The organism is Streptomyces griseoloalbus (assembly GCA_014650015.1).
Taxonomy (GTDB): domain Bacteria; phylum Actinomycetota; class Actinomycetes; order Streptomycetales; family Streptomycetaceae; genus Streptomyces; species Streptomyces griseoloalbus.
Genome location: BMUD01000013.1, coordinates 46247 through 72144, shown reverse-complemented (window position 1 = coordinate 72144; position 25898 = coordinate 46247). Strand labels below are relative to the sequence as shown.

The following is a 25898-nucleotide window of genomic DNA, read 5'->3' as shown; positions in this document are numbered from 1 at the left end:
GCACAGTGACCGGCGAGATCTTCCGGGACCCCTGGGGCATCCCGCATCTGCGCGCGGACGACGCGAACGACCTCGCGCACGCCCAGGGCCGGGTCACCGCCCTCGACCGGGCCTGGCAACTGGAGGTCGAACGGCACCGCGCCCAGGGCACCTCGGCCGCCTTCCTCGGCCCCGAGGCCCTGCCCTGGGACCTCTTCGTCCGCCGTGCCCGCCTGACCGACACGGCCCGCCGCTGCTGGACCGAGCTGGAACGGACGGACCCGGAGACCGCCGGCTGGATCCGTGCCTATGTGGCCGGCGTCAACGAGGGGCTGAGCGCCGCCGACGCCCCCGAGTTCGCGCGGACGGCCCTCACCCCCGGCCCCTGGGAGCCCTGGACCCCGCTCGGGGTCTGGCTGGCCACCCACATCCTCTTCGCCGGCTTCCCCGCCAAGCTCTGGCGCGAGCACGTCGCCACCCACCTCGGCACGGACGCCGTCGGCCTGTTCGCCACCGACGGTCCCGGCACCGCGGGCAGCAACGGCTGGCTGGTCACCGGAGAGCGCACGGTCACCGGGCAGGCGGTCATCGCCGGCGACCCGCACCGCTTCATCGAGGACCCCGGTGTCTACCAGCAGATCCGCCTCTCCTGCCCGGAGTTCGACGTCGTAGGGCTCGCCGTGCCCGGCGTCCCCGGCATCGCCCACTTCGGCCACACCGGCACCGTCGCCTGGGCCATCACCAACGCCATGGCCGACTACCAGGACCTCTACCGCGAGCGGCTGCGGCGCACCGGCGCCGGCGTGGAGGCGCTCGGCCCGGACGGGGTGTGGCACCGGGCCGCCCGGCACACCGAGACCGTCGAGGTGGCGGGCGAGGAGCCGGTCGAGGTCGAGGTCATCGAGACCGACCGCGGCCCCGTCGTCATCGGCGGCCCCGAAGGCCTCGACGGCGGCGTGCCCGAGCCCGGCGCGCCCCCGGTCGCCGTCGCCCTGCGCCACCCGCCCCGCGTCACCGGCGACCTCGGCTTCGGCGCCCTGCTGCCGCTGCTGCGCGCCCGCCGGGTCGCCGACGTCGACGCGGCCGTCGAGCGGTGGGCCGAACCGGTCAACGTGGTCCTGGCCGCCGACACCGAGGGCGGCACCCTGCACCGGGTGGCCGGCCGGGTCCCGGTGCGTTCCGCGGCCAACCGGACCCGCCTGGTACCGGCGTGGGAGCCCGGGCACGCGTGGCAGGGGTGGCACGAGCCGCCGCGCGCCGGACTGACCGACGGGATCGCCGTGATGGCCAACCAGCGCGGCCCGGCCGCACCCCTCGGCGTCGAGTTCGCCCCGCCGCACCGCGCCGACCGCATCACCGAGCTGCTGGGACAGCGGACGCGCTGGTCCGCCGCCGACATGTCCGCCCTCCACACCGACACCCACCTCGCCTCCGCCGCCGCCCTGCTGGACCACCTCGCCGCGCTCGACGGCCTGGGCGCCCCGGCCGCCGCCCTGCGCGACCGGCTGCTGCGCTGGGACCGCCGCATGGACGCGGACAGCGCCGACGCCGCGGCCTACGCGGCGGTGCGCGGTGCGGTCGTACGGCGGCTGGCCGCGCACCCCGCGTTCGCCGCGCTGCGCACGCCGCCCGCGTACCCGGCGGTGTTCCGGCCCTGGCTCGCCCTGGTCCCGCGCATCGGCTTCGCCCTCGAACACCTCCTGCGGGCGGGGGAGCTGTACGGCGTCGACCGCCCGGCGGAGGTGCGCGCCGCGCTGGAGGAGGTGGCCGAACGGCCGCCCACCGGCACCTGGGGCGACACCCACCGCCTGGCACCCTGGCGGGCCCTGCCGCCCGGGACGCCGTACGACGAACCCGCTCTGTCCGGCGACCACGACTGCGTGCTGTGCACCTCGCCCGTGCCCGGCCTCACCGACCTCGCCGCGCGCGGCCCCGCCGCCCGTTACGTCTGGGACCTGGCCCGGCGCGAGGACAGCCGCTGGGTGGTGCCGCTGGGCGCCTCGGGCGTCCCCGGCTCCCCCCACCACCGCGACCAGCAGCCCCTGTGGGCCGCGGGAGACCTCGCCCCGGTCGTCACCGACTGGCACCGGCTGCGCAAGGAGCCCGACGGGCCTCGGCGTGGCACCGGTGAACGACCGGCCCGTGCAACCTGTGCGCACGTGGGTCGTGGCGCCGATGACCGCCCGGGACATGACACCGGTGCGCAGGCGGGTCGTGACACCGGCGACCGCCCGGGACATGACCCCGGTGCGCAGGCGGGACACGACACCGGTGCGCAGGCGGGTCGTGACACCGGCGACCGCCCAGGACATGACACCGGCGACCGTCCGGGAAGCAGCACCGACGAACGACCGACGAGGAGACCGATGTCCGACCCGTACGCCTACGCCACCCGAACGGCCGTCCACGAGCAGCTGGTCGGCGGTTTCGGCTCCGTACGCGTCCTGCCGCTCGACGTGACCGCCGACGCGCCCCTCCTGCACCGCTGGGTGAGCGGGGAACGCGCCGTCTTCTGGGGCATGAACGGCCTCACCGAGCAGCAGGTCACCGAGATCTACGCCCACATGGCCACCCTCGACACCCACCACGCCTACCTCGTCCTCAAGGACGGCGAACCGGTCGCGCTGTTCCAGACCTACGAACCCGAGGCCGACCGGGTCGGCGAGTGCTACCCCGTCGAGCCCGGCGACATCGGCGTCCACCTGCTGCTCGCCCCCGCCGAACCGGACGGGGCGCGGGCCGGCTGGACGGCCGGGCTGCTGGCCGCCCTCACCTCGTTCGTCCTGCTGGGCCTGGACCGCCGGCGAGTGGTGGTCGACCCGGACGTCGCCAACGACAAGGCGGTCGCCCGCTTCGTCAAGCAGGGCTTCACGGCCGGTCCCGAGGTCGTCCTGCCGGAGGTCGACCTGCCCGACGTGTATCTCCCGGCGAGGAAGGCCCAACTGGCGTTCCTCACCCGAGAGGTAGCCTTCGGCGCATGACGCCCGACGAGCTCGTCGCCCACTACGGACTGGAGCCGATCCCGCGCGAGGGCGGGCGGTTCCGGCAGACCTGGGCGGGTCCCGAGCGGCCGGACGGCCGGCCCGAGGGCACCGCCATCATCGCCCTGCTCACCGACGCCCCCGGCGACTTCTCCGCCCTGCACCGCCTGCCCGCCGACGAGATCTGGCACTTCTACCTCGGCGACCCGCTCCAGTTCCTCCTCCTCGCCCCGGACGGCACCTCGCGCACCCCCGTTCTGGGGACGGACGTCCCCGACGGCCAGCACCCGCAGCTCACCGTCCCCGCCGGCACCTGGATGGGGGCGCGGGTGGCGGCCGGCGGCGCCTGGACGCTCTTCGGCTGCACCATGGCGCCCGGCTTCACCCACGAGGGCTACGAGCACGGCGACGCGGCGGAACTGACGGCGCGCCACCCGGACCGGGCGGCGCTCATCGCGGAACTGTGCCGCCCATGAGCGGGCAGGGTCTGCTCCGGGGCCAGGTCGCCCTCGTCACCGGCGCGGGCGGCGGCATCGGCCGGGGCATCGCGGAGCGGTTCGCCGAGGAGGGCGCGGCCGTCGCGCTGCACTGCCGTACGGCGGTGGCGTCCGCGCGTGACACCGCCGACCGCATCCGCGCGGCGGGTGGTGAGGCCGTCGTCCTGCGCGCCGACCTCACCGACGAGGACGCCTGCCACGGCCTGGTGGCCGAGGCCGCCGAGTGGGGCGGCGGCCGGCTGACCGCGCTCGTCAACAACGCCGGGATCCAGCCGGTCCAGGAGCTCGCCGGGATGACGGCGGCCGAGTGGCGCACGGTCGTGGACACCAACCTCACCAGCGTCTTCGCCTGCACCCAGGCCGCTGCGCGGCTCATGAGGGACCAGGACGGCGGCGGATCCGTCACCCACATCGCCTCGGTCGAGGCCCACAGCCCGGCCCCGGCCCACGCCCACTACTGCGCGTCCAAGGCGGCGGTGGTGATGCACGCCCGCACGGCGGCCCTGGAGTACGGCCCGTGGGGCGTGCGCGTCAACACGGTCTCGCCCGGCCTGATCGACCGGGAGGGCCTGGCCGACGCCTGGCCGGAGGGCGTACGCCGCTGGCGGCAGGCGTCCGCCGTGGGGCGGCTCGGCCGCGCGCAGGACATCGGTGACGCCTGCGTGTTCCTGGCCTCACGGCTCGCGTCCTGGGTGACGGGCCACGACCTGGTGGTGGACGGAGGGGTGTCGGCCCGGCCGACCTGGTGAGCCCGGCGCTGAGCACGCCGGGCCCGCCGTCCGTACGTAACCCGTAGCCGGACGGCCGGGAGGCGGGTACGACGTGGAGCGACGGCGCGAGGAGACGGCGGGTGAGGGTGGCGGACGAGGCCACGCGAAGCGGCGGCGACTCCAGGCGCTGGTGCTGCTGGGCACCGCCCTGGTGCTGCTCCTGCTCGGCAGCGCGGCCCCGGCGAGCGCCCACTCCGCCCTGCGCGCCACCGACCCCGCCGACAAGAGCGTCGTCGAGTCGGCGCCCCGGCACATCACCCTGACCTTCACGGAGTCCGTCGGCCTGCTCGAGGACTCCTTCCGCGTCTACGGCCCCGACAACCGCCGGGTCCACCTGGGCGAGCCGCGGCACGCGGACGGCGCCTCCGACACCGCCCGCACCGAGCTTCCCGGCGGCCTCACCGACGGCACCTACACGGTGGCCTGGCGGGTGGTCTCCGCCGACAGCCACCCGGTATCCGGCGCCTTCACCTTCTCCATCGGCGCACCCTCGCCCACCCCGCCCGCGGCGCCCGCGGCCCCCGCCGAGCACCCGGTCACCGCGAGCCTCTACGACACCGGCCGCTATCTCGCCTACATCGCCGCCGCCCTGCTGATCGGCACGGCGGCGTTCGTGGGGCTGTGCCGTCCACCGGACACCGCCCCGCTGCGGCTGCCGCTGCTCACCGGCTGGTGGACCCTGATGGCGGCCACGGTCGTGCTGCTCGTCCTGCGCGCCCCCTACGAGACGGGTACGGCGCCGGGCACCGCCTTCGACACCTCCGCCGTCGCCCGCACCCTCACCGGCCGCCCGGGTCTCGCCCTGCTGGCCCGGCTGGCCCTGCTCCTGCTGACGGCGGCCATCCTGCTCCGGCTCACCCGGCACCGCGCACCGGACGACCGCACGCCCCCGGCCCACCTGGCCGTGGGCGCCGCCCTCTCCGTCGCCCTGGCCCTGACCTGGGCGGCGGCCGAACACGCCGCCGCCGGGATCCAGGTGCCGGTGGCGATGACGTCGTCCGTCCTGCACCTGCTGGCGACGGCCTGCTGGCTCGGCGGCCTGACGGCCCTGCTCCTCACCCTGTACCGCGCGCGGACCCCGCCACCGGCCGCCACGGTCACCCGCTTCTCCCGCCTGGCCTTCGCCTCGGTGACCGTCCTGGTCGTCACCGGCGTCTACCAGTCCTGGCGCGGCCTGGGCTCCTGGACCGCGCTCACGGACTCGCCGTACGGCCGGATCCTCACGGTGAAACTCCTCGCGACGGTCTTCCTGCTGTCGGCGGCCGGCCTGTCCCGCCGCTGGACGACTCTCCTGGTGACGAGGGCGAAGGCACCGGTGACGGTGGAGGCACGGGTACCGGAACCGGTGGGCGCGGCCGGCACCACGCCGGGGACCGGGCCCGGGCAGCCGGCGACGACCGGACCGGGGGAGCCCGGCACCGGGACGGACCCCGGCCCCTCCCACGAGCGCCGCGCCCTGCGCCGGTCCGTTCTGGCCGAAGTGGCCGTGGCCGTCGTCGTGCTGCTGATCACCACGGTGCTGACCGGCACCCTCCCCGCGCGCGCCGAGGCCGAGGCGGCCGAGGCACCCCGGCCGCAGGTGGCCGGGCTTCCCGGGGCGTCGGCGTTCACGGTCCCCTACGACGTCGGCACCCCTGACGGCCGGGGCACGGTGCAGATCACCATGGACCCGGGCCGGGTGGGCGAGAACGGCCTCCAGGCGGTGGTCTTCGGCGCCGACGGCGGGCTGGTCACCGTGCCGGAACTCCGCGTCTCCTTCACCCTCGCCGCCCAGGACATCGGCCCCATCGACGCGAAGGTGACCGACCGCGGCGGCTACTGGGCCACCCACGACCTCAACCTCCCCCTCGACGGCACCTGGACGATGAAACTGACGGTCAGGGTCTCCGCACTGGACCAGGTGAGCGAGACCCGGAAGGTGCGCATCACCCGCTGACACGCCGTCGCGGCGAGCCGCCCGGCGGGGACACGACCCCTCGTTCGTTAACGATCAGTGAACGCCTCTACAACCTTCGGTTACGTACGCCTGTCTGGCTAACGCAGGGATGTTCCAAGGTTTATGAAGAGGAGCCAGGACGTGACCGTGCGTTCCTTTGCCCGGAGGATGCGACCGCGAGTCGAGCGGAAGGCTGCCGAAAGGGTGTGGCAGCTGCGCACCCTGCGGCGGCGCCGCAGAGCGGCGGTCACGGACCCGGTGCTCCGCCCGGTGGCGGTGCGCGGCCAACAGCTCTACGGGCGGGTCGTGACCCGGTTCAGCGCCGCCGAGGCGGCCGCCGCCAACCTCGGGCTGGTCGTCGCCGCACTGGAGCAGGCGGGCATTCCCCACTTCCTGGTACCGGCCTCCCGGACACGCCACACGGTCGGCGTGAACGCCGTCGACCGGGAGCGTTTCCTCGCCGCCCTGGAGGAGCGGAACGCGGGGAAGCCGGTGTTCATCGGCAGACCGCTGCCCGGCGGACAGCTCAAGAACCCCGCGTTGTTCATGGACGGGTTACTGCCCTCCCCGCTGCGTACGGCGCCCGTACTGCGGATCGGGGAGAACCACCTCGGGCCCTCGGGCCAGCTGCTCGCCGGGCCGGAACTCGCCTGCGACGTCGAGTTCTGGGAGGACGGGGCGCAGCTCCTCGCCTCCGACGACGGGCCTAGGCGACTGGCCAACGTGCAGCCGCAGGCGTCCGAGGACGTCTTCGCCGAGTCCCTCGTCGCGCCCCGGAACAACGGCATCACCGACGTACTGCCGGCGTCCGAACAGAAGCCGGCCACCGTGCGGATCGGCGACCGGGAACTCCCGAGCTTCGTCCCGCTCACCCTGCCGACCGTGAACGACGTGACCTTCCCCGTCGACGTCGTCTACACCTGGGTGGACGGCGACGAGCCGGAGATGCGGGCCAAGCGGGCCCGGTACCAGGAGCGCGGCATCGCCGAGATCCTGGACAAGGAGACCAACGCCTCCCGCTACACCAGCCACGACGAGCTGAAGTACTCGCTGCGCTCGCTCGCGATGTACGCCGACTTCGTCCGGCACGTCTACATCGTGACCGACGGTCAGACGCCGCACTGGCTGGACGACCGGGCCCCGGGGATCACGGTCGTCGACCACCGCGACATCTTCCCGCCGGACGTCCTGCCGGTGTTCAACTCCCACGCGATCGAGACGCGGCTGCACCACATCCCCGGCCTGTCGGAGCACTACCTGTACCTGAACGACGACGTGTTCGTCGGCCGCCGCGTCACCGCGGAGCACTTCTTCCACGGCAGCGGCCTGATGAAGATCCCGGTCTCCCCGCTCAAGATCGGAGTCGGCAAGCCGCACGCCGAGGAGACGGCCACCAACTCCGCGAGCAAGAACGTCCGCCGACTGCTGTTCGAGAAGTTCGGGCGGATGACGACGAACAACTTCATGCACACCCCGCTGCCACAGCAGCGAGAGACGCTGCGGGTGCTCGAGGAGCTCTTCCCGCAGGACGTCGGCCGCACCACGGCGTCCCGCTTCCGCTCGCCGCAGGACATCGCCATGACGGCCCCGCTGCTCTACCAGTACGCGCTGACGACCGGCCGCGGCGTACCCGGGAAGTACAGCTTCCGGTATGTGAACATCAGCCGCCCGGACGCCGAGAGGCGCCTGGCCGAGCTGCGCCGCAACCGCCGCTTCGACTTCTTCTGCCTCAACGACGTCGATGTGCCGCCCGAGGAGCGGGAGCGGGTCGGCCTGCGGATGAGCGAGTTCCTGGAGGACTACTTCCCCTTCCCGAGCCCCTTCGAGAAGAAGTGACGGGGCCGGGGGCATGGGCATCCGTCACCGCATCGCGGCGCCCCGGAGCATACGGGTCGCCCGGGACGTTCTCATACACCTGCGGCTCCGGTCGGCGGCCCGGCTCTGGGCGCTGCGCGCGGCCCCGGCCCGGCGCCGCCTGCGCGCCACCGTCCCCGGCCTGCGCCGGGTCACTTTCGGACCGGTGCGCCTGTACGGCCGTACGGTCGCCGGCTACACCGCCGCGGACGCCGTCGAAGCCGATCTGGAGCGGGTGTGCACCCTGCTGGAAGGGCTCGGCGTCCCGTATTTCCTGGTCCCGGCCGACCACGGGCAGAGCGCGCCGCGGCAGGTCATCGGCGTCGAGGAGACGTACCGCGGCGCGGTCCTCTCCGGGGCCGCCCAGCGCTTCGCCGACACCGCGGGGTTCGTCGGCGCCGTCGGACCGGACGGCGCCGTGACCACCGCGGCGCTGTGGGCCGACGGGAGGCTGCCGCGGGCGCTGAGGCGGGCGCCGGTGCTCCGCACCGGCGTGGTGCGCCTGGGTCCGGGAGGGCAGGTGCTCACCGGCCCCGAGACGGGGTGCGACATCGAGTTCTGGCGCCACGGCCGGGACCTCGGCGCCGCCCGCGGCACGGATCCCTCCTGGTTCACCGTGCCCGGCAGCCGGTTGCCGGACGTCTTCGGCCCGGCACTCGTCGCCCCGCGCCGCAACCCCGTGTCGGAAGTGCTCCCGGTGACGGCGCAGCGGCCGGCCGTGGTGGCGGGCCGCCGCCGCAGCGTGCCGACGTTCGCCCCGTTCGCCGAGCCGGGCATCGACGAGGTGCGCTTCCCCGTCGACGCCGTGTACACCTGGGTCGACGGGGACGACCCGCCGCTGGCCGCGAAGCGCCGCGCCCATCAGGCACCCTCCGACGACGTCATCGCAGCGCGCGAGACCGGCGCCTCCCGCTACACCAGCCACGACGAGCTGAGGTACGCGCTGCGCTCGCTGGAGATGTACGCCGGGTTCGTCCGGCACGTCTACCTCGTGACCGACTCCCAGGTCCCCGCCTGGCTGGACCCGGACGCCGAGGGCCTGACCGTCGTCGACCACCGGGACATCCTCCCGGCCGACGCCCTGCCCGTCTTCAACTCGCACGCGATAGAGAGCCGGCTGCACCACATCCCCGGCCTGCCGGAGCACTACCTCTACTTCAACGACGACGTCTTCATCAACCGCCCGGTGCGCGCCGAGCACTTCTTCCACGGCAACGGCATCGCCCGCATCCCGCTGTCCCCGCTGAAACTCGGCGTCGGCGCCCCGCACCCACTCGAACCGGCCCCGAACTCGGCCGGCAAGAACGCCCGCGAGGTGATCCGGCGCTTCCACGGCCGGCACATCACCCACAAGTCGCTGCACACCCCGCATCCCCAGCTGCTGTCGGTCATGCGGGAGATGGAGAGCCTCGCGATCGAGGAACTCGAGCGGACCTCCCGCTCGCGCTTCCGCTCCACCGCCGACGTCCCTCCCGCGTCCACCCTCCACCACCACTGGGCGATCGCGACCGGCCGGGCCGTCCCGGCCGACTACCGCTTCCGCTACGTGCAACTGGGCACACCGGACATGCCGCGGCGCCTGGCCCGCCTCGCGGCCGGCGAGGACATCGACTTCTTCTGCCTCAACGACGTGGACACCGCCCCGGCGGCCCGCTCACAGGCCCGGGCCGCCATCCACGCCTTCCTGGAGCGGAAGTACCCGTTCCCGAGCCGCTTCGAAGGACCGGCCCGGACCACCTCCCGCCCGGCCGAGCCGATCACGGCGAGCCTCCCGCCCCGGCCGGCGCGGAACGAGACCCAGCTCCGCGACTGACACCGCCCGCACCGAAGAAACGCGAGCCGGAAGCGCAGGCAGGGGTCGGCCACCCGGTAGCGGCGTTCCTTCGACGGCCCCGGCGAGAGCGGCGGTTCGGCGGCGATGACCCTGCGGCTGCACCAGCGCTGGTGCAGCCCACCGGCCGTTTCGCGGCCGTATGGGTGTCGTCGCGCCGGCGCGGAGGGCGGGCAGTGCGGCGCGGGGCCGTGACCGGTCCCCCGTTCCGGTCACGGCCCCGCTGGTGTGGAGGGTGGTCATCGGCGTGCGGCGTCAGCAGCAGCCGCCTGCGACGGCCGGTTCCTTGGTCGTGGCATCGGCCGGACCGGTGCAGCAGGTGCTGCCCTGCTGCTTGGCGAGGGGGCCGGCGTCCGCCTTGACCACGTACACCTCCCAGGGTTCCTGGCCGGGGCCGTGCACCCAGACCTTGTCCTGGAGGGCGTAGCAGCAGGTGGTGTCGTCCTCCTCGGTGGTGGCCAGGCCGGCCTCGCTCAGGCGGGTGGTGGCGGCGTGGACGGCCTCGGTCGAATCGACTTCGACGCCGAGGTGATCCAGGCGGGTGTCCTCGCCCGCCCGGCCCTCGATCAGTACGAGCTTGAGCGGGGGCTCGGCAAGGGCGAAGTTGGCGTATCCGTCACGGAGTTTGGCGGGCTCGGTGCCGAACAGCTTGCTGTAGAAGGCGATGGACGCGTCGAGGTCCGCGACGCGGAGGGCCAGCTGAACGCGGGACATGGTGTACCTCCTGCACGATGGGTGGTTGGTGGGTCAGCGGCTGCCGGAGGCGGCCGAGGTTCCGATGCCGATCCGCAGGGTGGCCGGGGCGCCGCAGCATCCGCCGCCCTGGCCGTTTTGGGCCGCGTCGGGTTCGTCGTACAGTCCCGCGCCGCCGCACACTCCGGTCTCCGGCAGGGTCAGTTCGACGCGTTCGGCGGACTCGCGGTCGCCGGCGATTGCGGCGGCGATGGAGCGGACCTGCTCGTAGCCGGTCATCGCCAGGAACGTGGGGGCGCGGCCGTAGGACTTCATGCCGACCAGGTAGATGCCCTGCTCCGGGTGGGACAGCTCGTTCACGCCGTGCGGGTAAACGGTTCCGCAGGAGTGCGCGTTCGGGTCGATCAGCGGGGCCAGGGCGGTCGGCGCCTGCAGACGCACGTCCAGTCCGAGACGGACCTCGGAAAGGAAGGACAGGTCGGGGCGGAAGCCGGTCAGCACGATGACCTCGTCGACCGGGTCCAGGCGGCGGCCATCCTCGGCGACCAGGACCAGCCGGTCGCCGTCACGGTCCACGGCGGCTGTGCGGAAGCCGGTGACCGCCCTCGCGTGGCCGTCCTCGACGGCGGCCTTGGCGCGCAGACCCAGGGCGCCGCGTGCGGGCAGCTCGTCGGCCTCGCCTCCGCCGAAGGTGTGTGCGCCGATGCCGCGTCGCAGGATCCACGTTGCGTGCGTGCCGCGCTCCTCCTTGGCCAGGTCGGCGAGGTGGGCCAGTGCGGTGAAGGCGGAGGCGCCGGAGCCGATGACCGCGGTGCGCTTGCCCGCGTGGCGGGCACGGACGGCCGGGACCTTGAGGTCGGGGACGCGGTAGGAGATGCGGTCGGTGGCCGTCTTCTCGCCGAGGGCGGACAGACCGTCGGCGCCCATCGGGCTGGGGGTGGACCAGGTGCCGGAGGCATCGATCACGGCGCGGGCGGTGATCCGCTCCTCGCGCCCGTCCGTCCCCAGGATGTGGATGGTGAAGGGCTGCTCGTCGCGATCGGCGTCGACGATGCGGTCGCGGCCCGCGCGGGCGACGCCGGTCACCGTGACGCCGTAGCGAACCTTGTCGCCGAGGACGGCGGCGAGCGGCTGTAGGTACTGCTCGGCCCAGTCGCCGCCGGTCGGGTAGGCGGCGTCAGCGGGGCGCACCCAGCCGGTGGGGGCGAGGAGCTTCTCGGCGGCCGGGTCGGTGACCTCGGCCCACGGTGAGAACAACCGCACGTGTGCCCAGTCGCGTACGGCGGTGCCCGCGGACGGTCCGGCTTCGAGGACCAGGGGTGCGATGTCGCGCTCGACGAGGTGGGCGGCGGCGGCCAGGCCGATCGGACCGGCACCGATGACCACGACGGGCAGCTGGTCGCTGGTGGACGCGTTCACGAGACTCCCCTTTGCTTCGACATTCGTCGATGGCTTACGCAGCCAGCATGGCACTTGCTTCGATAAGCGTCAACATAGACATGCATCGAATCTGGGGGTTTCCTCGAGGGAGCTCGCTGCCGGGCATGCCTTTTCCTGCTGGAGGACGGCGGCCGGCCGGTGACGAGGGCGGTGGTCGCAGCCTCCGGCGCATGAGTGGCGGCGCAGCCTGTCGTCCAACTCCCTGCGCGGCGTCGGCCGGGACACCGCCCGCATGGCGCGGCACCTGGCGGCTCACCTGGCCCACGGCTGAGCCGTTCGCCCCTCGACCACTGGTTCGACGTATGTCAACATAGATGCATGTCGAACACGAAGGTGCTGCCGCTGATCGAGGCCGAGGGATCCGAGGCCGTCGCGCCATGCTGCCCGCCGCTCACCGAGCGCCCGTTCACCGCGGAGGAGGCCGAGGCGGCCGCGCGGATGTTCAAGGCGCTCGGCGACCCGGTGCGACTGCGGCTGTTCTCGGCGGTGGCCTCGCACGAGAGCGGCGAGGCGTGTGTCTGCGACATCTCCGACGTCGGGGTTTCCCAGCCGACCGTTTCCCACCACCTGAAGAAGCTCAAGGAGGCCGGGCTGCTGACCTCGCAGCGGCGCGGTACGTGGGTCTACTACCGGGTCGAGCCGTCCGTGCTGGCCGCGATGGGCAAGCTGCTGACCTTGCCGGCCGTGGCCTGACCCGAGCATGAGGAGGAGCGGGCCCGCGTGGAACACATCTCCATGTCGATCAACGTGCTCGTCTACCTGCTGGCAGGTCTTGCCACCGTCCTGGCCTGTGCCGGCGCAGTCCTGCACGGGCGGGTCCCATCGGCCTCTGAAGGGTCGCTCGGCACTCCGTAACCTCGCTCATCCTGGGTTGGGAGCCTGGGGAGCGGCTCGGATGCGCGCCCGGTACATGCACGTGACCGGGCCCCTGCTCGGCAAGGTCGCGCAGTAAGCCGGCGACGCTCTTTGGGAGCTCCCCAAAACGAACTGAGACGGACAACGTCGAAGGGCCCCACCGCGAACGGTGGGGCCCTTCGACATCGTGCCCGGTGAGGCACTGGCGGAGGATACGAGATTCGAACTCGTGAGGGGTTGCCCCCAACACGCTTTCCAAGCGTGCGCCCTAGGCCTCTAGGCGAATCCTCCGCTGGGAACATTACATGACCGAGAGGAGTGCTCGCGAACTCGTTCCGCGCCCTCGACATGGGGTAGCCTCTGCATAGCCCCTCACGCGGCGCTATCTGACTGAACTCCCCCAGGGCCGGAAGGCAGCAAGGGTAGGTCGGCTCTGGCGGGTGCGTGGGGGGCGCTTGCGTTCCCGGCCGGACGCCGCAGGTCCCGCGGCCCGGCCCGGCGCCCGTCCGGCGCGCGGGGCCGGTTGTCGGTGGGCGCCTATAACCTCGTATGCGTGTCGTCTCTCGCGCTGTACCGCCGTTATCGCCCGGAGTCGTTCGCCGAGGTCATCGGGCAGGAGCATGTCACCGACCCGTTGCAGCAGGCGTTGCGGAACAACCGGGTCAATCACGCGTACCTGTTCAGCGGGCCGCGCGGATGCGGCAAGACGACCAGCGCGCGCATCCTGGCGCGGTGCCTGAACTGCGAGAAGGGCCCGACGCCGACCCCGTGCGGGCAGTGCCAGTCCTGCCAGGACCTCGCGCGCAACGGACCCGGTTCGATCGACGTGATCGAGATCGACGCCGCTTCCCACGGTGGTGTGGACGACGCCCGTGACCTGCGCGAGAAGGCTTTCTTCGGGCCCGCCTCCAGCCGCTACAAGATCTACATCATCGACGAGGCCCACATGGTCTCCCCGCAGGGTTTCAACGCCCTGCTCAAGGTCGTCGAGGAGCCCCCGGAGCATCTGAAGTTCATCTTCGCGACCACCGAGCCCGAGAAGGTCATCGGGACGATCCGGTCGCGTACGCACCACTACCCGTTCCGGCTGGTGCCGCCCGGCACCCTGCGGGACTACCTGGGCCAGGTGTGCCAGAAGGAGAACATCCCCGTCGAGGACGGCGTGCTGCCGCTCGTGGTGCGGGCCGGCGCCGGGTCCGTGCGTGACTCGATGTCCGTCATGGACCAGCTGCTCGCCAGCGCCGGCGCCGACGGTGTGACGTACGCCATGGCCACCTCTCTGCTCGGGTACACGGACGGCTCGCTGCTCGACTCCGTCGTCGAGGCCTTCGCGACCGGTGACGGTGCCGCCGCCTTCGAGGTCGTCGACCGGGTGATCGAGGGCGGCAACGATCCGCGCAGGTTCGTCGCGGATCTGCTGGAGCGGCTGCGGGACCTGGTGATCCTCGCCGCCGTTCCGGACGCGGCCGAGAAGGGGCTCATCGACGCCCCGGCCGACGTCATCGAGCGGATGCAGGCCCAGGCCGGCACCTTCGGCGCCGCCGAGCTCAGCCGCGCCGCCGACCTCGTCAACCAGGGGCTCACCGAGATGCGCGGTGCCACAGCGCCCCGCCTCCAGCTGGAGCTGATCTGCGCGCGCGTGATGCTCCCCGCCGCCTACGGCGACGAGCGCTCGGTCATGGCACGCCTGGACCGGATCGAGCGCGGCGCGCACTTCTCCGCGGGCGCCGGCGGCGCCGGTATGCCCGCCATGGGATACGTACCCGGGCCGGAGGCTCATGGGGGAGCGCCGGCCGGGGCCGGGCACGGTCAGGGGCAGGGCCCCGTGCCGCCGGGAAGCGGCCCCGCCGCCGCCCGCGCCGCCGTCCGGGCTCCGGGCCCGGGACCCGCTCCGGCGCCGTCCGCTCCCTCGCCCGCCGCGGCTCCCGCGCCTGCTCCGGCCCCTGCCCCGGCTCCCGCTCCCGCGCAGGCTCAGCCTCCGGCGGCCGCCCCGGCCCCTGCCCCGGCCGACCCCCCGACCGGGCCCGGCGCCCCCGGTGCCTGGCCCACCGCCGCGTCCGCCGGCAGTGGTGGCCGACGGCCGGGCGGCTGGCCCACGGCCACCCCGGCGGGCGGCGGCGGGCAGCCCGCGGCCGCGACCGGTGCTCCCGCGCCGCCCACGCCCCAGACGGCCCCGGCTCCCGCACCGTCGGCACCCGCACCGTCGGCCCCCGCGCCCTCGGGCGGCGGCGGTGGTCTCGACCCCCGCATGCTCTGGCCGAACATCCTGGAGACGGTCAAGAACCGTCGTCGCTTCACCTGGATCCTGCTCAGCCAGAACGCCCAGGTGACCGGCTTCGACGGCACGACCCTCCAGATCGGCTTCGTGAACGCCGGGGCGCGGGACAACTTCCTCAGCAGCGGCAGCGAGGACGTACTGCGCCAGGCGCTGGCCGAGCAGTTCAACGTGCAGTGGAGGATCGAGGCGGTCGTCGACCCCTCCGGCGGCGGCGTGGCGGCACCCGCACCGGCCGGACCGCCCGGCGGCCGCAACGGCGGTGGTGGCGGAGGCTACGGCGGTGGCGGCGGGTACGGCGGCTCCGGCACCGGAGGCGGTCAGCGCCCGTCCGCGCCCCAGCCGCCCGCCCCTTCCGCCCCCGCGCAGCCGACGAGCGGCACGCCGGCGCCCTCCGCGCCGGCACCCGGCTCCGCTCCCGCCCCGGCACCCCGCCCGTCCGCCCCGGAGCCACCGCCCCCCGTCTCCCCGGAGGACGACATCCCCGAGGACGACGACCCCGACCTGGACGAATCGGCCCTCTCCGGGCAGGACCTCCTCGTCCGCGAGCTGGGTGCGACGGTCGTCGAGGAGTTCACGAACGACTGAGTGTGCTGTCCCGGGACGCCCGTGGACGCCCTTCGCCGCCGGAAACGGCGGTCCCTGGAGGAACCCACAAAACACCTCCCGCCACCCCTTCGGAAGCCCGCACAAAGCGAAGGCGCCGCTTCCCGTTAGGCTGACCCCCGTGAAGGTCCTCGTCATCGGCAGCGGCGCCCGCGAACACGCCCTGTGCCACTCCCTGTCCCTCGACCCCGATGTCACCGCGCTGCACTGCGCGCCCGGCAACGCCGGCATCGCCGAGGTCGCCGAGCTGCACCAGGTCGACGCCCTCGACGGCGCGGCCGTGTCCGCGCTGGCCGCGCGGCTCGGCGTGGACCTCGTGGTGGTCGGCCCGGAGGCGCCCCTCGTCGCCGGTGTCGCCGACGCCGTACGCGACGCGGGCATCGCGGTCTTCGGCCCCTCCAAGGAGGCAGCGCAGCTCGAGGGCTCCAAGGCCTTCGCGAAGGACGTCATGGCGGGGGCCGGGGTGCCCACCGCCCGCAGTTACGTCTGCACGACGTCCGAGGAGGCCGACGCGGCCCTCAAGGCGTTCGGCCCTCCGTACGTCGTCAAGGACGACGGGCTCGCCGCCGGCAAGGGCGTCGTCGTCACCGACGACATCGAGGCGGCCCGCGCGCACGCCGGTGCCTGTGAGCGGGTGGTCATCGAGGAGTTCCTCGACGGCCCCGAGGTCTCCCTCTTCGCCATCACCGACGGCGAGACGGTCGTCCCCCTCCAGCCCGCCCAGGACTTCAAGCGCGCGCTGGACGGCGACGAGGGCCCGAACACCGGCGGCATGGGCGCGTACTCCCCGCTTCCGTGGGCCGATCCGAAGCTGGTCGACGAGGTCATGGAGACCGTCCTCCAGCCGACCGTGGACGAGATGCGGCGCCGCGGCACCCCGTTCTCCGGACTGCTCTACGCCGGACTCGCGATCACCTCGCGCGGTGTCCGCGTGATCGAGTTCAACGCCCGGTTCGGCGACCCCGAGACCCAGGTGGTCCTGGCCCGGCTGAGGACCCCGCTGGCCGGCGTGCTGATGGCCGCCGCCACCGGCAACCTCGCCCACCTGGAGCCGATGCGCTGGAGCGACGAGGCCGCGGTCACCGTGGTCGTCGCCTCGCACAACTACCCCGGCACCCCGCGCACCGGCGACCCGATCACCGGCCTGGACGAGGTCGCCGCGCACGACGCCCCGCACGCGTACGTGCTGCACGCCGGGACGAAGCGCGACGGCGAGGCGGTCGTCAGCGCGGGCGGGCGGGTGCTGTCCGTCACGGCGACCGGCAAGGACCTCACCGAGGCCCGCGACCGCGCCTACCGCGCGGTCTCCCGCATCGGCCTCGACGGCTCCCAGCACCGCACCGACATCGCGGCGAAGGCGGCCGAGGACGCCTGACCGGACGGGCCGGTCCGCTTCCCGGCGCCAGTGAACCCCGCAGGCCCCGGATCCGTCTCAGGATCCGGGGCCTGACCCTTGCCGTCCGTCATCCACCTCTCCCCAAAGCCATTCCATCGAGTGAGCGATGCCCCATCCGGCTGACGAGACCCGGAGCCCCAACTAGGGTGCCGCGCAAGCGTTCCGGCACTTGGCCCATCGGCATTGCGATGTCAGTGGCGGGTGCCACAGTGGGGGAGTGGACAACGCCAGGACAGCGTCAGGACCGCCGGGAGGGGGTGAGGTCGGGCCATGAGCGGAAGCGGACTGGGAGCGGAGGCGGGCGCGCAGGCCGCGCGATCACGTGCGCTGGCCGTGCTGCGCATCCGCAGCCGGGCGCTGGCCGTCGCGCTGCTGCCGGCCGCCGTCGCCGTGGTCCTGCTCGTGGGCGGCTCCACCGGCCATCTGCCGGGCACCGGCTGGGACCTGGTCCGCCGGATCCTCACACCGCTCGCGGTGCTCGTTCTGCTCCTCGGCGCCGCGGTCGCCCTGGTCGTCGTCCGGGCCCGGCCCGCCATGAGCCCGACGGTCCCGATCGCCGAGGAGGCGGCCCCGGACCTGTACCGGATGGTGCGCGACCTCGCCGACCGCCTGGGCGTTCCCGCCCCGTCCGCCATAGCGCTCACGCCCGACTGCGACAGCTGGCTGGAGGACCGTACCCACCCGGCCCACGGCCCCCCGCCGGCCGAGGAGCACGACGACATAGCGGGCGCGGGCCGGCCTTCGCGCGTCAGGACCGGCGCCGCGCCGGTGCTGGTGATCGGCTCCCCGTTCCTGTGGTGGATGCGGGTGGGCGAGCTGCGCGCGGTGCTCGCCCCGGTCGTCGCCGGTACGGGACCGTCGGCCCACCCGGACATAGCCGCCGCCCGGCGTTTCGTGAGGGGTCTGGACGCCGCGGTGGCCGTGACCGCGGAGTCCCGCCGCGGGCCGGTGTTCCGTGGGGTGCTCGCGGGCGTCGGCTGGGCCGCCCGTCTGCTGCTGCGCGGGTGCCGGGGCCACGCCGCCGAGATGGAGCGAGGGGTCGCCGCCGCGGCGGCCGAGCGTGCCCAGGTCGTGGACTACGGGCTGCGGATCGTCGCCCAGGAGCAGGTGGGCCTGGCGTACGCGGGCTGGGACCGGCTGCTCACCCGGGTCGCGCTGCCCGCCTGGCGGATGGGCCGCTGGCCCTCGCGGCTCAACGCCGGAGTGGTGGCCGCGCTCACCGAGCTGTCCCGCCGGGACCGGCTGGCGGAGGGCTTCGCCTCCCGCCTCGGCGAGCGCCCCGCCTGTGACCTGCTCGAAGAACCCGGCGCGGTGGACGAGGCGACCTCCCTGCTCGCCGCCCGCCTCTTCCACGGCGGTCCCGCCAAGACCGGCCCGGCCTGGTCACCGGTCCACTGGGACGACTATCCGGAGGCGGTCGTCGACCGCAAGTGGCGCACCGACGCCGCCCGCCTCCACCGCGTCCTGGACGCCCTCCACGTACCGCCCACCCCCGGTGAGCCCCCGGCCCCCGACGCCCCCACCCTCACCCGGGTCCTCGCCCACCTGACGACCCCACCGGCACCCGCGGAACCGCTCCCGTCCATGGCGCCCGTCCCCTCCACGGAGCCCACCGCGCCCACGGCACCCGCCCGGCCCACGGGCCTTGACGCACCCACCGCGCCGGCCACGGACCCCACCCAGGACGACGAGGACCTGACCGGCACCACCGCCCGCAGTGCCGCTCTGGCCGCCCGGCTGAGTGCCGAGCTGGCTCGCGAGGGGGCGGCAGCCCCGGCCGCGACCTCCGCCGCCACCGGCCCGGAGGACGCCGCGCTCCCCGGCGCCCCCGACCCGGCCCCCCTCGGGGACGACCGCGCGCTCCCCCTCTTCCCGCTCCAGCCCCCGCGCACCGCCCGTGAGCTGCTCGCCGACCACATCACGGCGATGGTCTGCTGTGCGGCGATGGACACCGTGGGCGCCGCCCCCGGGCTCGACTGGCTCGACGGCCCGACCCTCGTCCTGGGCGGTGTGCGCGCCGCGGACCTGTCCCCCCAGGTCCTCGACCTGATCGAGGACGGCGACCCCTCGGCCCTCCATCTGTGGCTGACCCGGCAGGGCATACGCCCCGAAAAGCCGGTACGGCTCGTCTGAGCTGACGCCCACGCACCCCTTCCTCCCTGCCTCGACTCCCCCTGCCCGGAGCTCAACCTTCCGTTTTCGGTCAATTCAAAACGAACGGTGACGGACTGGGTGTCAAATGTGATGTGCTTGGACCGTTCGCGCTCACTGGCAAGAGCTCGCGACATACGACAAGCACATAACTGGCGGCAGGCATCACCCGCCAGGCGACTGCCGAACAGCACCACGCACCGCACCGCGACGGGGGCGAGAGGGAGGGGAGCGATCATGGGTTCGGAGCAGATCCGCCGCTGGGAGTCGGGAGCACTGGCGCACGCCGTGAACGATCCCTTCGGGCAGGGCCCTCTCCCGTGGCTGCGCGGCAGCGAGACCTACTTCGGCGACACCGGGCAGGTCGTCCCCTGGTACGTGGACGCGGACCCGGACCCGTACCCGGAACGAGCCGCCGCCCGCCTCCCGAGGCAGCGCGGCCCCGGGCGGCCCGCCCCCCGCTCCTTGGGCGGACCCCGCGCGGCGGACGACGTGCACCGCCAGATCAAGGGCTTCGCCTCCACCGGCGCCGTCGCCCCCGGTGAGGCCATCGACTTCCACGTCACCGTCGACCCGCCCCAGGAATTCGACGTCGATGTCTACCGCATCGGCCACTACAGCGGCCACGGCGCCACGAAGATCACCTCAAGCCCCCGCCTCTCCGGCATCGTGCAGCCCGCGCCGCTCACCGCCGACCGCACCGTCTCCTGCCACCACTGGTGGCTGTCCTGGCGGTTACCGATCCCGTCGTACTGGAGCGTCGGCGCGTATGTGGCCGTCCTCACCACGGCCGACGGCTACCGCTCGCACATCCCGTTCACCGTCCGGGACGACCGCCCGGCGGACCTCCTCCTCGTCCTGCCCGACGTCACCTGGCAGGCGTACAACCTCTACCCCGAGGACGGCCGCACCGGCGCGAGCCTCTACCACGCCTGGGACGAGAAGGGCCGGCTGCTCGGCGAGGCCGACGCCGCCACCACCGTCTCCTTCGACCGCCCGTACGCGGGCGCCGGCCTCCCGCTGCACGTCGGTCACGCCTACGACGTCATCCGCTGGGCCGAGCGCTACGGCTACGACCTCGCCTACGCCGACGCGCGCGACCTGCACGCCGGCCGGGTCGACCCCACCCGCTACCGGGGCCTGATCTTCCCCGGCCACGACGAGTACTGGTCGCGGCCCATGCGCACCGCCGTGGAACGCGCCCGCGAGCACGGCACGTCCCTGGTCTTCCTCTCCGCCAACACCCTGTACTGGCAGGTCGAACTGGCCCCGTCCCCGTCCGGCCCCGACCGCCTGCTGACCTGCCGCAAACGCCGCGGCCCGGGCAAAGCGGTGCTGTGGCGGGAGATCGACCGCGCGGAGCAGCACCTGCTGGGCATCCAGTACGCCGGTCCCGTGCCGGAACCGCATCCGCTGATCGTCCGCAACGCCGGCCACTGGATGTGGGAGGCGACCGGCGCCCACGAGGGCGACGGCATAGAGGCAATGGTCGCGGGCGAGGCCGACCGCTACTACCCGCGCACCCCGCTGCCCGAGCACGAGGAACGCGTCCTGCTCGCCCACTCGCCGTACACCGACCGGGACGGCGCCCGGCGCCACCAGGAGACCTCCCTGTACCGGGCGCCCTCCGGGGCGTGGGTCTTCGCCTCCGGCACCTTCGCCTGGTCCCCGGCGCTGGACCGCCCGGGCCATGTCGACCCGAGGATCCAGCGCGCCACGGCCAACCTCCTGGACCGCATCTGCAAACGCGACTGACCGCAGGGCCGCCCACCCCTACCGACACCCCTGGCCGAGACCGTTCGCCCCATAAGGGAGAATCGAGCCATTGGACATCACCACGGGGAGGAACCGTGTCCGGATTCGTCGAAAAGCCCGAGCCCATCCAGGTTCCGGGTCTGGTGCATCTGCACACCGGAAAGGTGCGCGAGCTGTACCGGAACGAGGCGGGCGACCTCGTGATGGTCGCCAGTGACCGCATCTCCGCCTACGACTGGGTGCTGCCGACCGAGATCCCCGACAAGGGCCGGGTCCTCACCCAGCTCTCCCTGTGGTGGTTCGACCAGCTGGCCGACCTGCTCCCCAACCACGTCCTGAGCACCGAACTCCCGGCCGGCGCCCCCGCCGACTGGGCGGGCCGCACGCTGGTCTGCAAGTCCCTGAACATGGTCCCCGTCGAGTGCGTGGCCCGCGGCTACCTCACCGGCTCCGGGCTGACCGAGTACAACGAGTCCCGTACGGTCTGCGGCCTCGCCCTCCCCGAGGGCCTGGTGGACGGCTCGGAACTGCCCGCCCCGATCTTCACCCCGGCCACCAAGGCCGCCGTCGGCGAGCACGACGAGAACGTCTCCTACGAGGAGGTCGCCCGCCAGGTCGGCGCGGAGACGGCGGCCCAGCTGCGCCAGGCCACCCTCGCCGCCTACTCCCGGGCCCGCGACATCGCCCGCGACCGGGGCATCCTCCTCGCCGACACCAAGTTCGAGTTCGGCTTCGACGGTGAGGGCCTGGTCATCGCGGACGAGGTGCTCACCCCGGACTCGTCCCGCTTCTGGCCGGCCGAACAGTGGGAGCCGGGCCGGGCGCAGGCGTCGTACGACAAGCAGTTCGTGAGGGACTGGCTGACCTCGGCCGAGTCGGGCTGGGACCGGAAGAGCGAGCAGCCCCCGCCGCCGCTGCCGCAGCAGGTCGTGGACGCGACCCGGGCCAAGTACGTGGAGGCGTACGAGCGCCTGACCGGCACCGCCTGGAACTGAACGCACGACCGCTGGGCCCGGTGAGCCGGCCGGGCCCACGACAGCCGCCGGGCACGACAAAGGCCCCGGTCGATGACCGGGGCCTTGATCCTGAGCGGACGACGAGGCTCGAACTCGCGACCTCAACCTTGGCAAGGTTGCGCTCTACCAACTGAGCTACGTCCGCGTTGCGCCGTGGCGCGAGGCCAACTATACCCAACCTCGTTCGCGTGCGAGGCGCACCGCCGCGTGCCGGTTTTCCGCCCCGAGCTTGGAGACGGCCGAGGAGAGGTAGTTCCGCACGGTCCCCTGGGACAGCGCGGCCCGCTCCGCGATCTCGGCCACGGGCGCCCCGTCGACCGCGAGCTCCAGCACCTCCGCCTCGCGCGCGGTCAGCGGGGAGTCGCCGGAGGCGATCGCGTCGGCGGCCAACTCGGGGTCGACGTAACGGTTTCCCTCGTGCACGGTGCGGATGATCTCCGCGAGGCGCTGGGCGCTGACGGTCTTGGGGACGAACCCGCGCACACCCGCCGCGAGCGCCCGCTTCAGATGCCCGGGCCGCCCGTGACTGGTCACGATGAGCACCCGGCAGCCGGGCAGTTCCGCCCGCAAGGATGTGGCGACCTTCACACCGTCCGCGCCGGGCATCTGCAGATCGAGTACGGCGACATCGGGGGCGTGCGCCCGTGCCATCGCCAGCGCCTCGGGACCGGAGGCCGCCTCGGCGACGACGGTCAGATCGTCCTCGAGCGACAGCAGCGCGGCGAGCGCGCCCCGGATCAGGTGCTCGTCGTCGGCCAGCAGCAGCCGCACGGGCGGGGGTGTCGTCATGGTGTGGCCTCACTCACGGGACGCGGGGGGTGCAGGGCGGTGAACGCCGCCGGGGGAGCCTCCCCGGGATGCGCGGGCAACGGGACCTCGACGGTCAGCAGGAACGACCCGTCGCCGACGGGACCGGCCCGCAGCGTGCCCCCGATCTCGGCCAGCCGCTCGCGCAGCCCGACGAGTCCGGACCCCCGTCCCGGACCGTCGGTCCGCGGCACCCCGTCGTTCTCCACCGTCAGCACCACACGCCCCTCCCGCACTCCCAGCGTCATCGTGCACCGCCGTGCGTCCCCGTGCCGCAGCACGTTCGTGGCGGCCTCCCGCACCACCCAGCCGAGCGCGGACTGCACCGGCGCGGGAAACCCGGTCACCGGGCCGGTGACGGTGCAGTCGATGCCGGCGGCGGTCAGCACGCCCTGCGCGCCCGCGAGTTCACCGGACAGGTCGGCCTCCCGGTAGCCGCGCACCACCTCGCGCACCTCGCGCTGCGCCTCGTGGGCGAGGCGCTGCACCTCGATCATCTCGGTCACGGCCTCCGGCCGTTCCCGCTGGGCGAGCTGGACGGCCAGCTCGCTCTTCAGCGCGATGACGGCGAGGTTGCGCCCCATCACGTCGTGCAGATCCCGTCCGAACCTGAGCCGTTCCTCCGCGACGGCGAGCCGCGCACGGGTCTCGCGGGCCTCGTCCAGTTCGTAGACGGCGTTGAGCAGCCAGACGGAGAACAGGGAGGTGAAGGCGAAGAACCCGCCGCAGGTCAGCACGACCAGCGCGATGACCGGGGCGACGAGAACGGGCAGGCCGAGGAGGAGGGACAGGGCTCCCGAGCCCAGCGCGAATCCCGCGACGGTGGTGAACACCCGCCGCCGGCCGCGGACGCCGAGGGCGACCACGCCGGCGCCGAAGGCCGTCACGATCGTGAAGAGCGCACCGGCCGCCCCGTCGGCCTCCTCGCCGGCCGGCCCGTGCTCGGCGATGGCGAGCGAGATGACGGCCACCACCGCGGTGGCGGCGCCGAACACCCACAGCGTCCGGACCGGCTGTTCGCGTTGCCCGCGCAGCCAGTCCACGGCGTGCGAGGCGGTCACGGCGCAGAACACGCTGTGCGCTGCCGCCATGAGCAGCAGCGGAACCGCCAGCCGCAGCCCCACCTCCCCGATCACCGGCCCGGAGGCCGCCACGAGCTCGATCAGCGCGATCAGGTGGAACGACCACCGCGTGTACGTCTCGACCTTGGCCGGGGTGCTCTTGCGCCCCCACCAGCCGCCCGGCCTGCTCCTGCTCCTGCGCCCCCACCAGCCGCCCGGCCTGCTCATCGTCCCGCGTCCCCCTGCCCTCACGTAGGTCAGCGCCTCGGCTCCCAGCGGAACCACCGCTGTACAGCAAACACCGAGAGCAGGGTCCAGGCCACCGCCGTGGCCACGGCGCCCAGCGCCTCGGACGCCCCCAGGTCGCCGGTCCAGCCGCCGCGCACCAGGGTGACCACCGGGGTCAGCGGCAGCACCTCGCACACGGAGGCCAGCCGGTCGGGGAGCAGCTCCAGGGGGACGAACATGCCGGAGCCGATCATCGAGACGATCATCAGCGGCATCGGTGTGACCTGCGCGCTCTCGCCGGTGCGGGTGAAGCTCGCGGTGACCGCCGCGAGCGCGGCGCACATCACGAGTCCCAACAGCAGGCCGAGGACGGCCCAATGCGGCGCGGACGGCGCGGACAGGTCGAGGAGCACGGAGCAGCCCGCCGCCAGCAGCAGGCACTGCGCGAGCCCGATGAGGGCGGCCGGCAGCGCCGACCCGCCGAGGATCTCGCCGTCCCGCAGCTCGCCCGTGCGCAGCCGCTTGAGGACGAGCTCCTCGCGGCGGACGACGAAGACGCCGACGAGGGCGGAGTACACGGCGAAGAGCAGGGAGAAGCCGACGGCGGCCGGCAGGACGACGGTGCCGGGGGTCAGTCCGGCCTCGGCGAGGTCCATCTCCTCGGCCGCCGACCGCACGCTGAGCGGCAGCACCAGCGGCACGAACAGGGCGGCGACGAGGGTGCCCTTGCTCCGCCCCAGCAGCGTCAGCTCGGCGCGGGCGAGCGCGGTCATCCGGCTCGTCGGGGTGGTCACGGTCGTGCTCATGCCGCGTACTCCTTCGTCGCGGGGGTCCTGGTCGATGCTCCCTTGGCGATGCCGAGGAACGCCTCCTCCAGGGACGCCGACCGCACGTCCAGGCGGCGCAGCTCGACCCCGGCGCGTTCGGCCCAGACCAGCAGTCCGGTGGCGGCCCGCTGCAGGTCGCGGGTGCGCAGCCGGACCGTCCGTCCGTCCACCTCGTGCTCGCTCACGCCGAGTTCGGCGAGCGGCGGCAGGTCGCCCACGAAGTAGCCCCGGGGCAGCTCGAAGGTGATGCGGGACGGTTCGGAGGCGGTCACCTCGGCCGGGGTGCCGGTGGTCGCGATACGGCCCTCGTGCATGATCGCGAGCCGGTCGGCGAGGTTCTCGGCCTCTTCCAGGTAGTGCGTGGTGAGGAGCACGGTCGTACCGCCGTCGCGCAGGGCGCTCACCAACTCCCAGGTGTCGCGGCGGCCTTCGGCGTCGAGTCCGGTGGTGGGTTCGTCGAGGAAGAGGACCTCGGGGTCGCCGAGCAGGGCGAGCGCCAGGTCCAGGCGGCGCCGCTGGCCCCCGGACAGCTGCTTCACCCGGACGCCGGCCTTCGTCTCCAGCCCGACCAGCGCCAGTACCTCCCGCTCCGGGCGGGCCCCGCTGACGCACCCCGCCCACATCCGCGCGGTCTCGGCAACGGTCAGTTCGGAGGGGAATCCCCCTTCCTGCAGCATCACTCCGGTGCGGGGCCGTACGGCGGCCCGGTCGGTGTACGGGTCGTGCCCGAGGACCCGGATCCGTCCGCCGGCCGGGGCGGCGAGCCCTTCCAGCAGTTCGACGGTGGAGGTCTTGCCGGCGCCGTTGGTGCCCAGCAGGGCGAAGATCTCCCCGCGCCGCACGGAGAAGTCGATCCCGCGCACCGCTTCGAACCCGCCCCCGTAGACACGTCGCAGGTCGGTGACCTCAATCACGTGTTCGTGTTCGTTCGCTTCCATGC

General features: G+C 73.7%; 19 protein-coding genes, 2 tRNA genes and 1 other RNA gene. 14 read left to right on the top strand and 8 right to left on the bottom strand.

Annotated features, from left to right (window positions below):
* Positions 1-5: 5 nt before the first annotated feature.
* The 6 genes from IE178_RS20435 (at position 6) to IE178_RS20405 (ending at position 9830) form a co-directional block, all read left to right on the top strand.
* Positions 6-2960, top strand: coding sequence for a GNAT family N-acetyltransferase (locus IE178_RS20435; protein ID WP_318280149.1), 2955 nt, complete (start codon positions 6-8; stop codon positions 2958-2960).
* The gene (locus IE178_RS20425; protein ID WP_193513310.1) at positions 2957-3436 is read left to right on the top strand and encodes a cupin domain-containing protein; all 480 of its coding nucleotides are present in this window, start codon (positions 2957-2959) and stop codon (positions 3434-3436) included. Before IE178_RS20435 ends, IE178_RS20425 begins: the two co-directional genes overlap by 4 nt.
* Positions 3433-4206, top strand: a complete 774-nt coding sequence (locus IE178_RS20420; RefSeq protein WP_193513309.1) for an SDR family NAD(P)-dependent oxidoreductase — start codon at positions 3433-3435, stop codon at positions 4204-4206. Before IE178_RS20425 ends, IE178_RS20420 begins: the two co-directional genes overlap by 4 nt.
* Before the next feature lie 151 nt (positions 4207-4357).
* Entirely contained in the window at positions 4358-6163 is a 1806-nt protein-coding gene (locus IE178_RS20415; RefSeq protein WP_193513386.1) for a copper resistance CopC/CopD family protein, read from the top strand.
* 168 nt (positions 6164-6331) lie between these two features.
* A complete protein-coding gene (locus IE178_RS20410; RefSeq protein ID WP_318280148.1) occupies positions 6332-7999 on the top strand; it encodes a stealth family protein in 1668 nt (555 codons plus the stop codon).
* Between the two features lie 13 nt (positions 8000-8012).
* Positions 8013-9830, top strand: a complete 1818-nt coding sequence (locus tag IE178_RS20405) for a stealth family protein (RefSeq protein ID WP_193513307.1) — start codon at positions 8013-8015, stop codon at positions 9828-9830.
* 273 nt (positions 9831-10103) lie between these two features.
* On the opposite strand, the gene IE178_RS20400 is transcribed toward IE178_RS20405, so the two are convergent.
* Positions 10104-10562, bottom strand: a complete 459-nt coding sequence (locus tag IE178_RS20400) for an ArsI/CadI family heavy metal resistance metalloenzyme (protein ID WP_193513306.1) — start codon at positions 10560-10562, stop codon at positions 10104-10106.
* 33 nt (positions 10563-10595) lie between these two features.
* On the bottom strand, positions 10596-11960 hold the full coding sequence (locus IE178_RS20395; protein ID WP_193513305.1) for an NAD(P)-binding domain-containing protein: 1365 nt from the start codon (positions 11958-11960) through the stop codon (positions 10596-10598).
* 339 nt (positions 11961-12299) lie between these two features.
* Here IE178_RS20395 and IE178_RS20390 point away from each other — a divergent pair, with 339 nt between their 5' ends.
* The gene (locus IE178_RS20390) at positions 12300-12674 is read left to right on the top strand and encodes an ArsR/SmtB family transcription factor (RefSeq protein ID WP_184764439.1); all 375 of its coding nucleotides are present in this window, start codon (positions 12300-12302) and stop codon (positions 12672-12674) included.
* A 27-nt stretch (positions 12675-12701) separates the two neighbouring features.
* Positions 12702-12836, top strand: a complete 135-nt coding sequence (locus tag IE178_RS36080; protein ID WP_318280147.1) for a hypothetical protein — start codon at positions 12702-12704, stop codon at positions 12834-12836.
* Between the two features lie 203 nt (positions 12837-13039).
* Here IE178_RS36080 and IE178_RS20385 read toward each other — a convergent pair.
* Positions 13040-13127 (bottom strand) — tRNA-Ser (locus tag IE178_RS20385).
* A 72-nt stretch (positions 13128-13199) separates the two neighbouring features.
* Here IE178_RS20385 and ffs point away from each other — a divergent pair.
* The 6 genes from ffs to IE178_RS20355 all read left to right on the top strand — a co-directional run bounded on the left by ffs (position 13200) and on the right by IE178_RS20355 (position 22014).
* Positions 13200-13298, top strand: an RNA gene (gene ffs / locus IE178_RS20380) — signal recognition particle sRNA small type.
* Between the two features lie 91 nt (positions 13299-13389).
* Positions 13390-15699 carry a DNA polymerase III subunit gamma and tau gene (locus IE178_RS20375; protein ID WP_193513304.1) on the top strand — a complete coding sequence of 770 codons (2310 nt, stop codon included), beginning with the start codon at positions 13390-13392 and terminating at the stop codon, positions 15697-15699.
* A gap of 139 nt (positions 15700-15838) precedes the next feature.
* Positions 15839-17092: a phosphoribosylamine--glycine ligase gene (gene purD, locus IE178_RS20370; RefSeq protein ID WP_184764441.1), complete on the top strand. Its 1254-nt coding sequence runs from the start codon at positions 15839-15841 to the stop codon at positions 17090-17092.
* A 291-nt stretch (positions 17093-17383) separates the two neighbouring features.
* On the top strand, positions 17384-19246 hold the full coding sequence (locus IE178_RS20365) for a hypothetical protein (protein WP_193513303.1): 1863 nt from the start codon (positions 17384-17386) through the stop codon (positions 19244-19246).
* Positions 19247-19501: 255 nt separating this feature from the next.
* Positions 19502-21019 (top strand): N,N-dimethylformamidase beta subunit family domain-containing protein, encoded by a 1518-nt coding sequence (locus IE178_RS20360; protein WP_184764443.1) that lies wholly within the window; start codon positions 19502-19504, stop codon positions 21017-21019.
* A 95-nt stretch (positions 21020-21114) separates the two neighbouring features.
* Complete coding sequence (locus IE178_RS20355; RefSeq protein ID WP_193513302.1) at positions 21115-22014, top strand: phosphoribosylaminoimidazolesuccinocarboxamide synthase; 900 nt, start codon at positions 21115-21117, stop codon at positions 22012-22014.
* A gap of 93 nt (positions 22015-22107) precedes the next feature.
* On the opposite strand, the gene IE178_RS20350 is transcribed toward IE178_RS20355, so the two are convergent.
* The 5 genes from IE178_RS20350 to IE178_RS20330 all read right to left on the bottom strand — a co-directional run bounded on the left by IE178_RS20350 (position 22108) and on the right by IE178_RS20330 (position 25896).
* Positions 22108-22180 (bottom strand) — tRNA-Gly (locus IE178_RS20350).
* 23 nt (positions 22181-22203) lie between these two features.
* Complete coding sequence (locus IE178_RS20345) at positions 22204-22824, bottom strand: response regulator transcription factor (RefSeq protein ID WP_193513301.1); 621 nt, start codon at positions 22822-22824, stop codon at positions 22204-22206.
* Entirely contained in the window at positions 22821-24131 is a 1311-nt protein-coding gene (locus tag IE178_RS20340) for a sensor histidine kinase (RefSeq protein WP_193513300.1), read from the bottom strand. Before IE178_RS20340 ends, IE178_RS20345 begins: the two co-directional genes overlap by 4 nt.
* Positions 24132-24160: 29 nt before the next feature.
* Complete coding sequence (locus IE178_RS20335; protein WP_184764446.1) at positions 24161-24937, bottom strand: ABC transporter permease; 777 nt, start codon at positions 24935-24937, stop codon at positions 24161-24163.
* A complete protein-coding gene (locus IE178_RS20330; protein WP_193513299.1) occupies positions 24934-25896 on the bottom strand; it encodes an ABC transporter ATP-binding protein in 963 nt (320 codons plus the stop codon). The genes IE178_RS20335 and IE178_RS20330 overlap by 4 nt, the downstream gene beginning before the upstream one ends.
* Positions 25897-25898 lie beyond the last annotated feature (2 nt).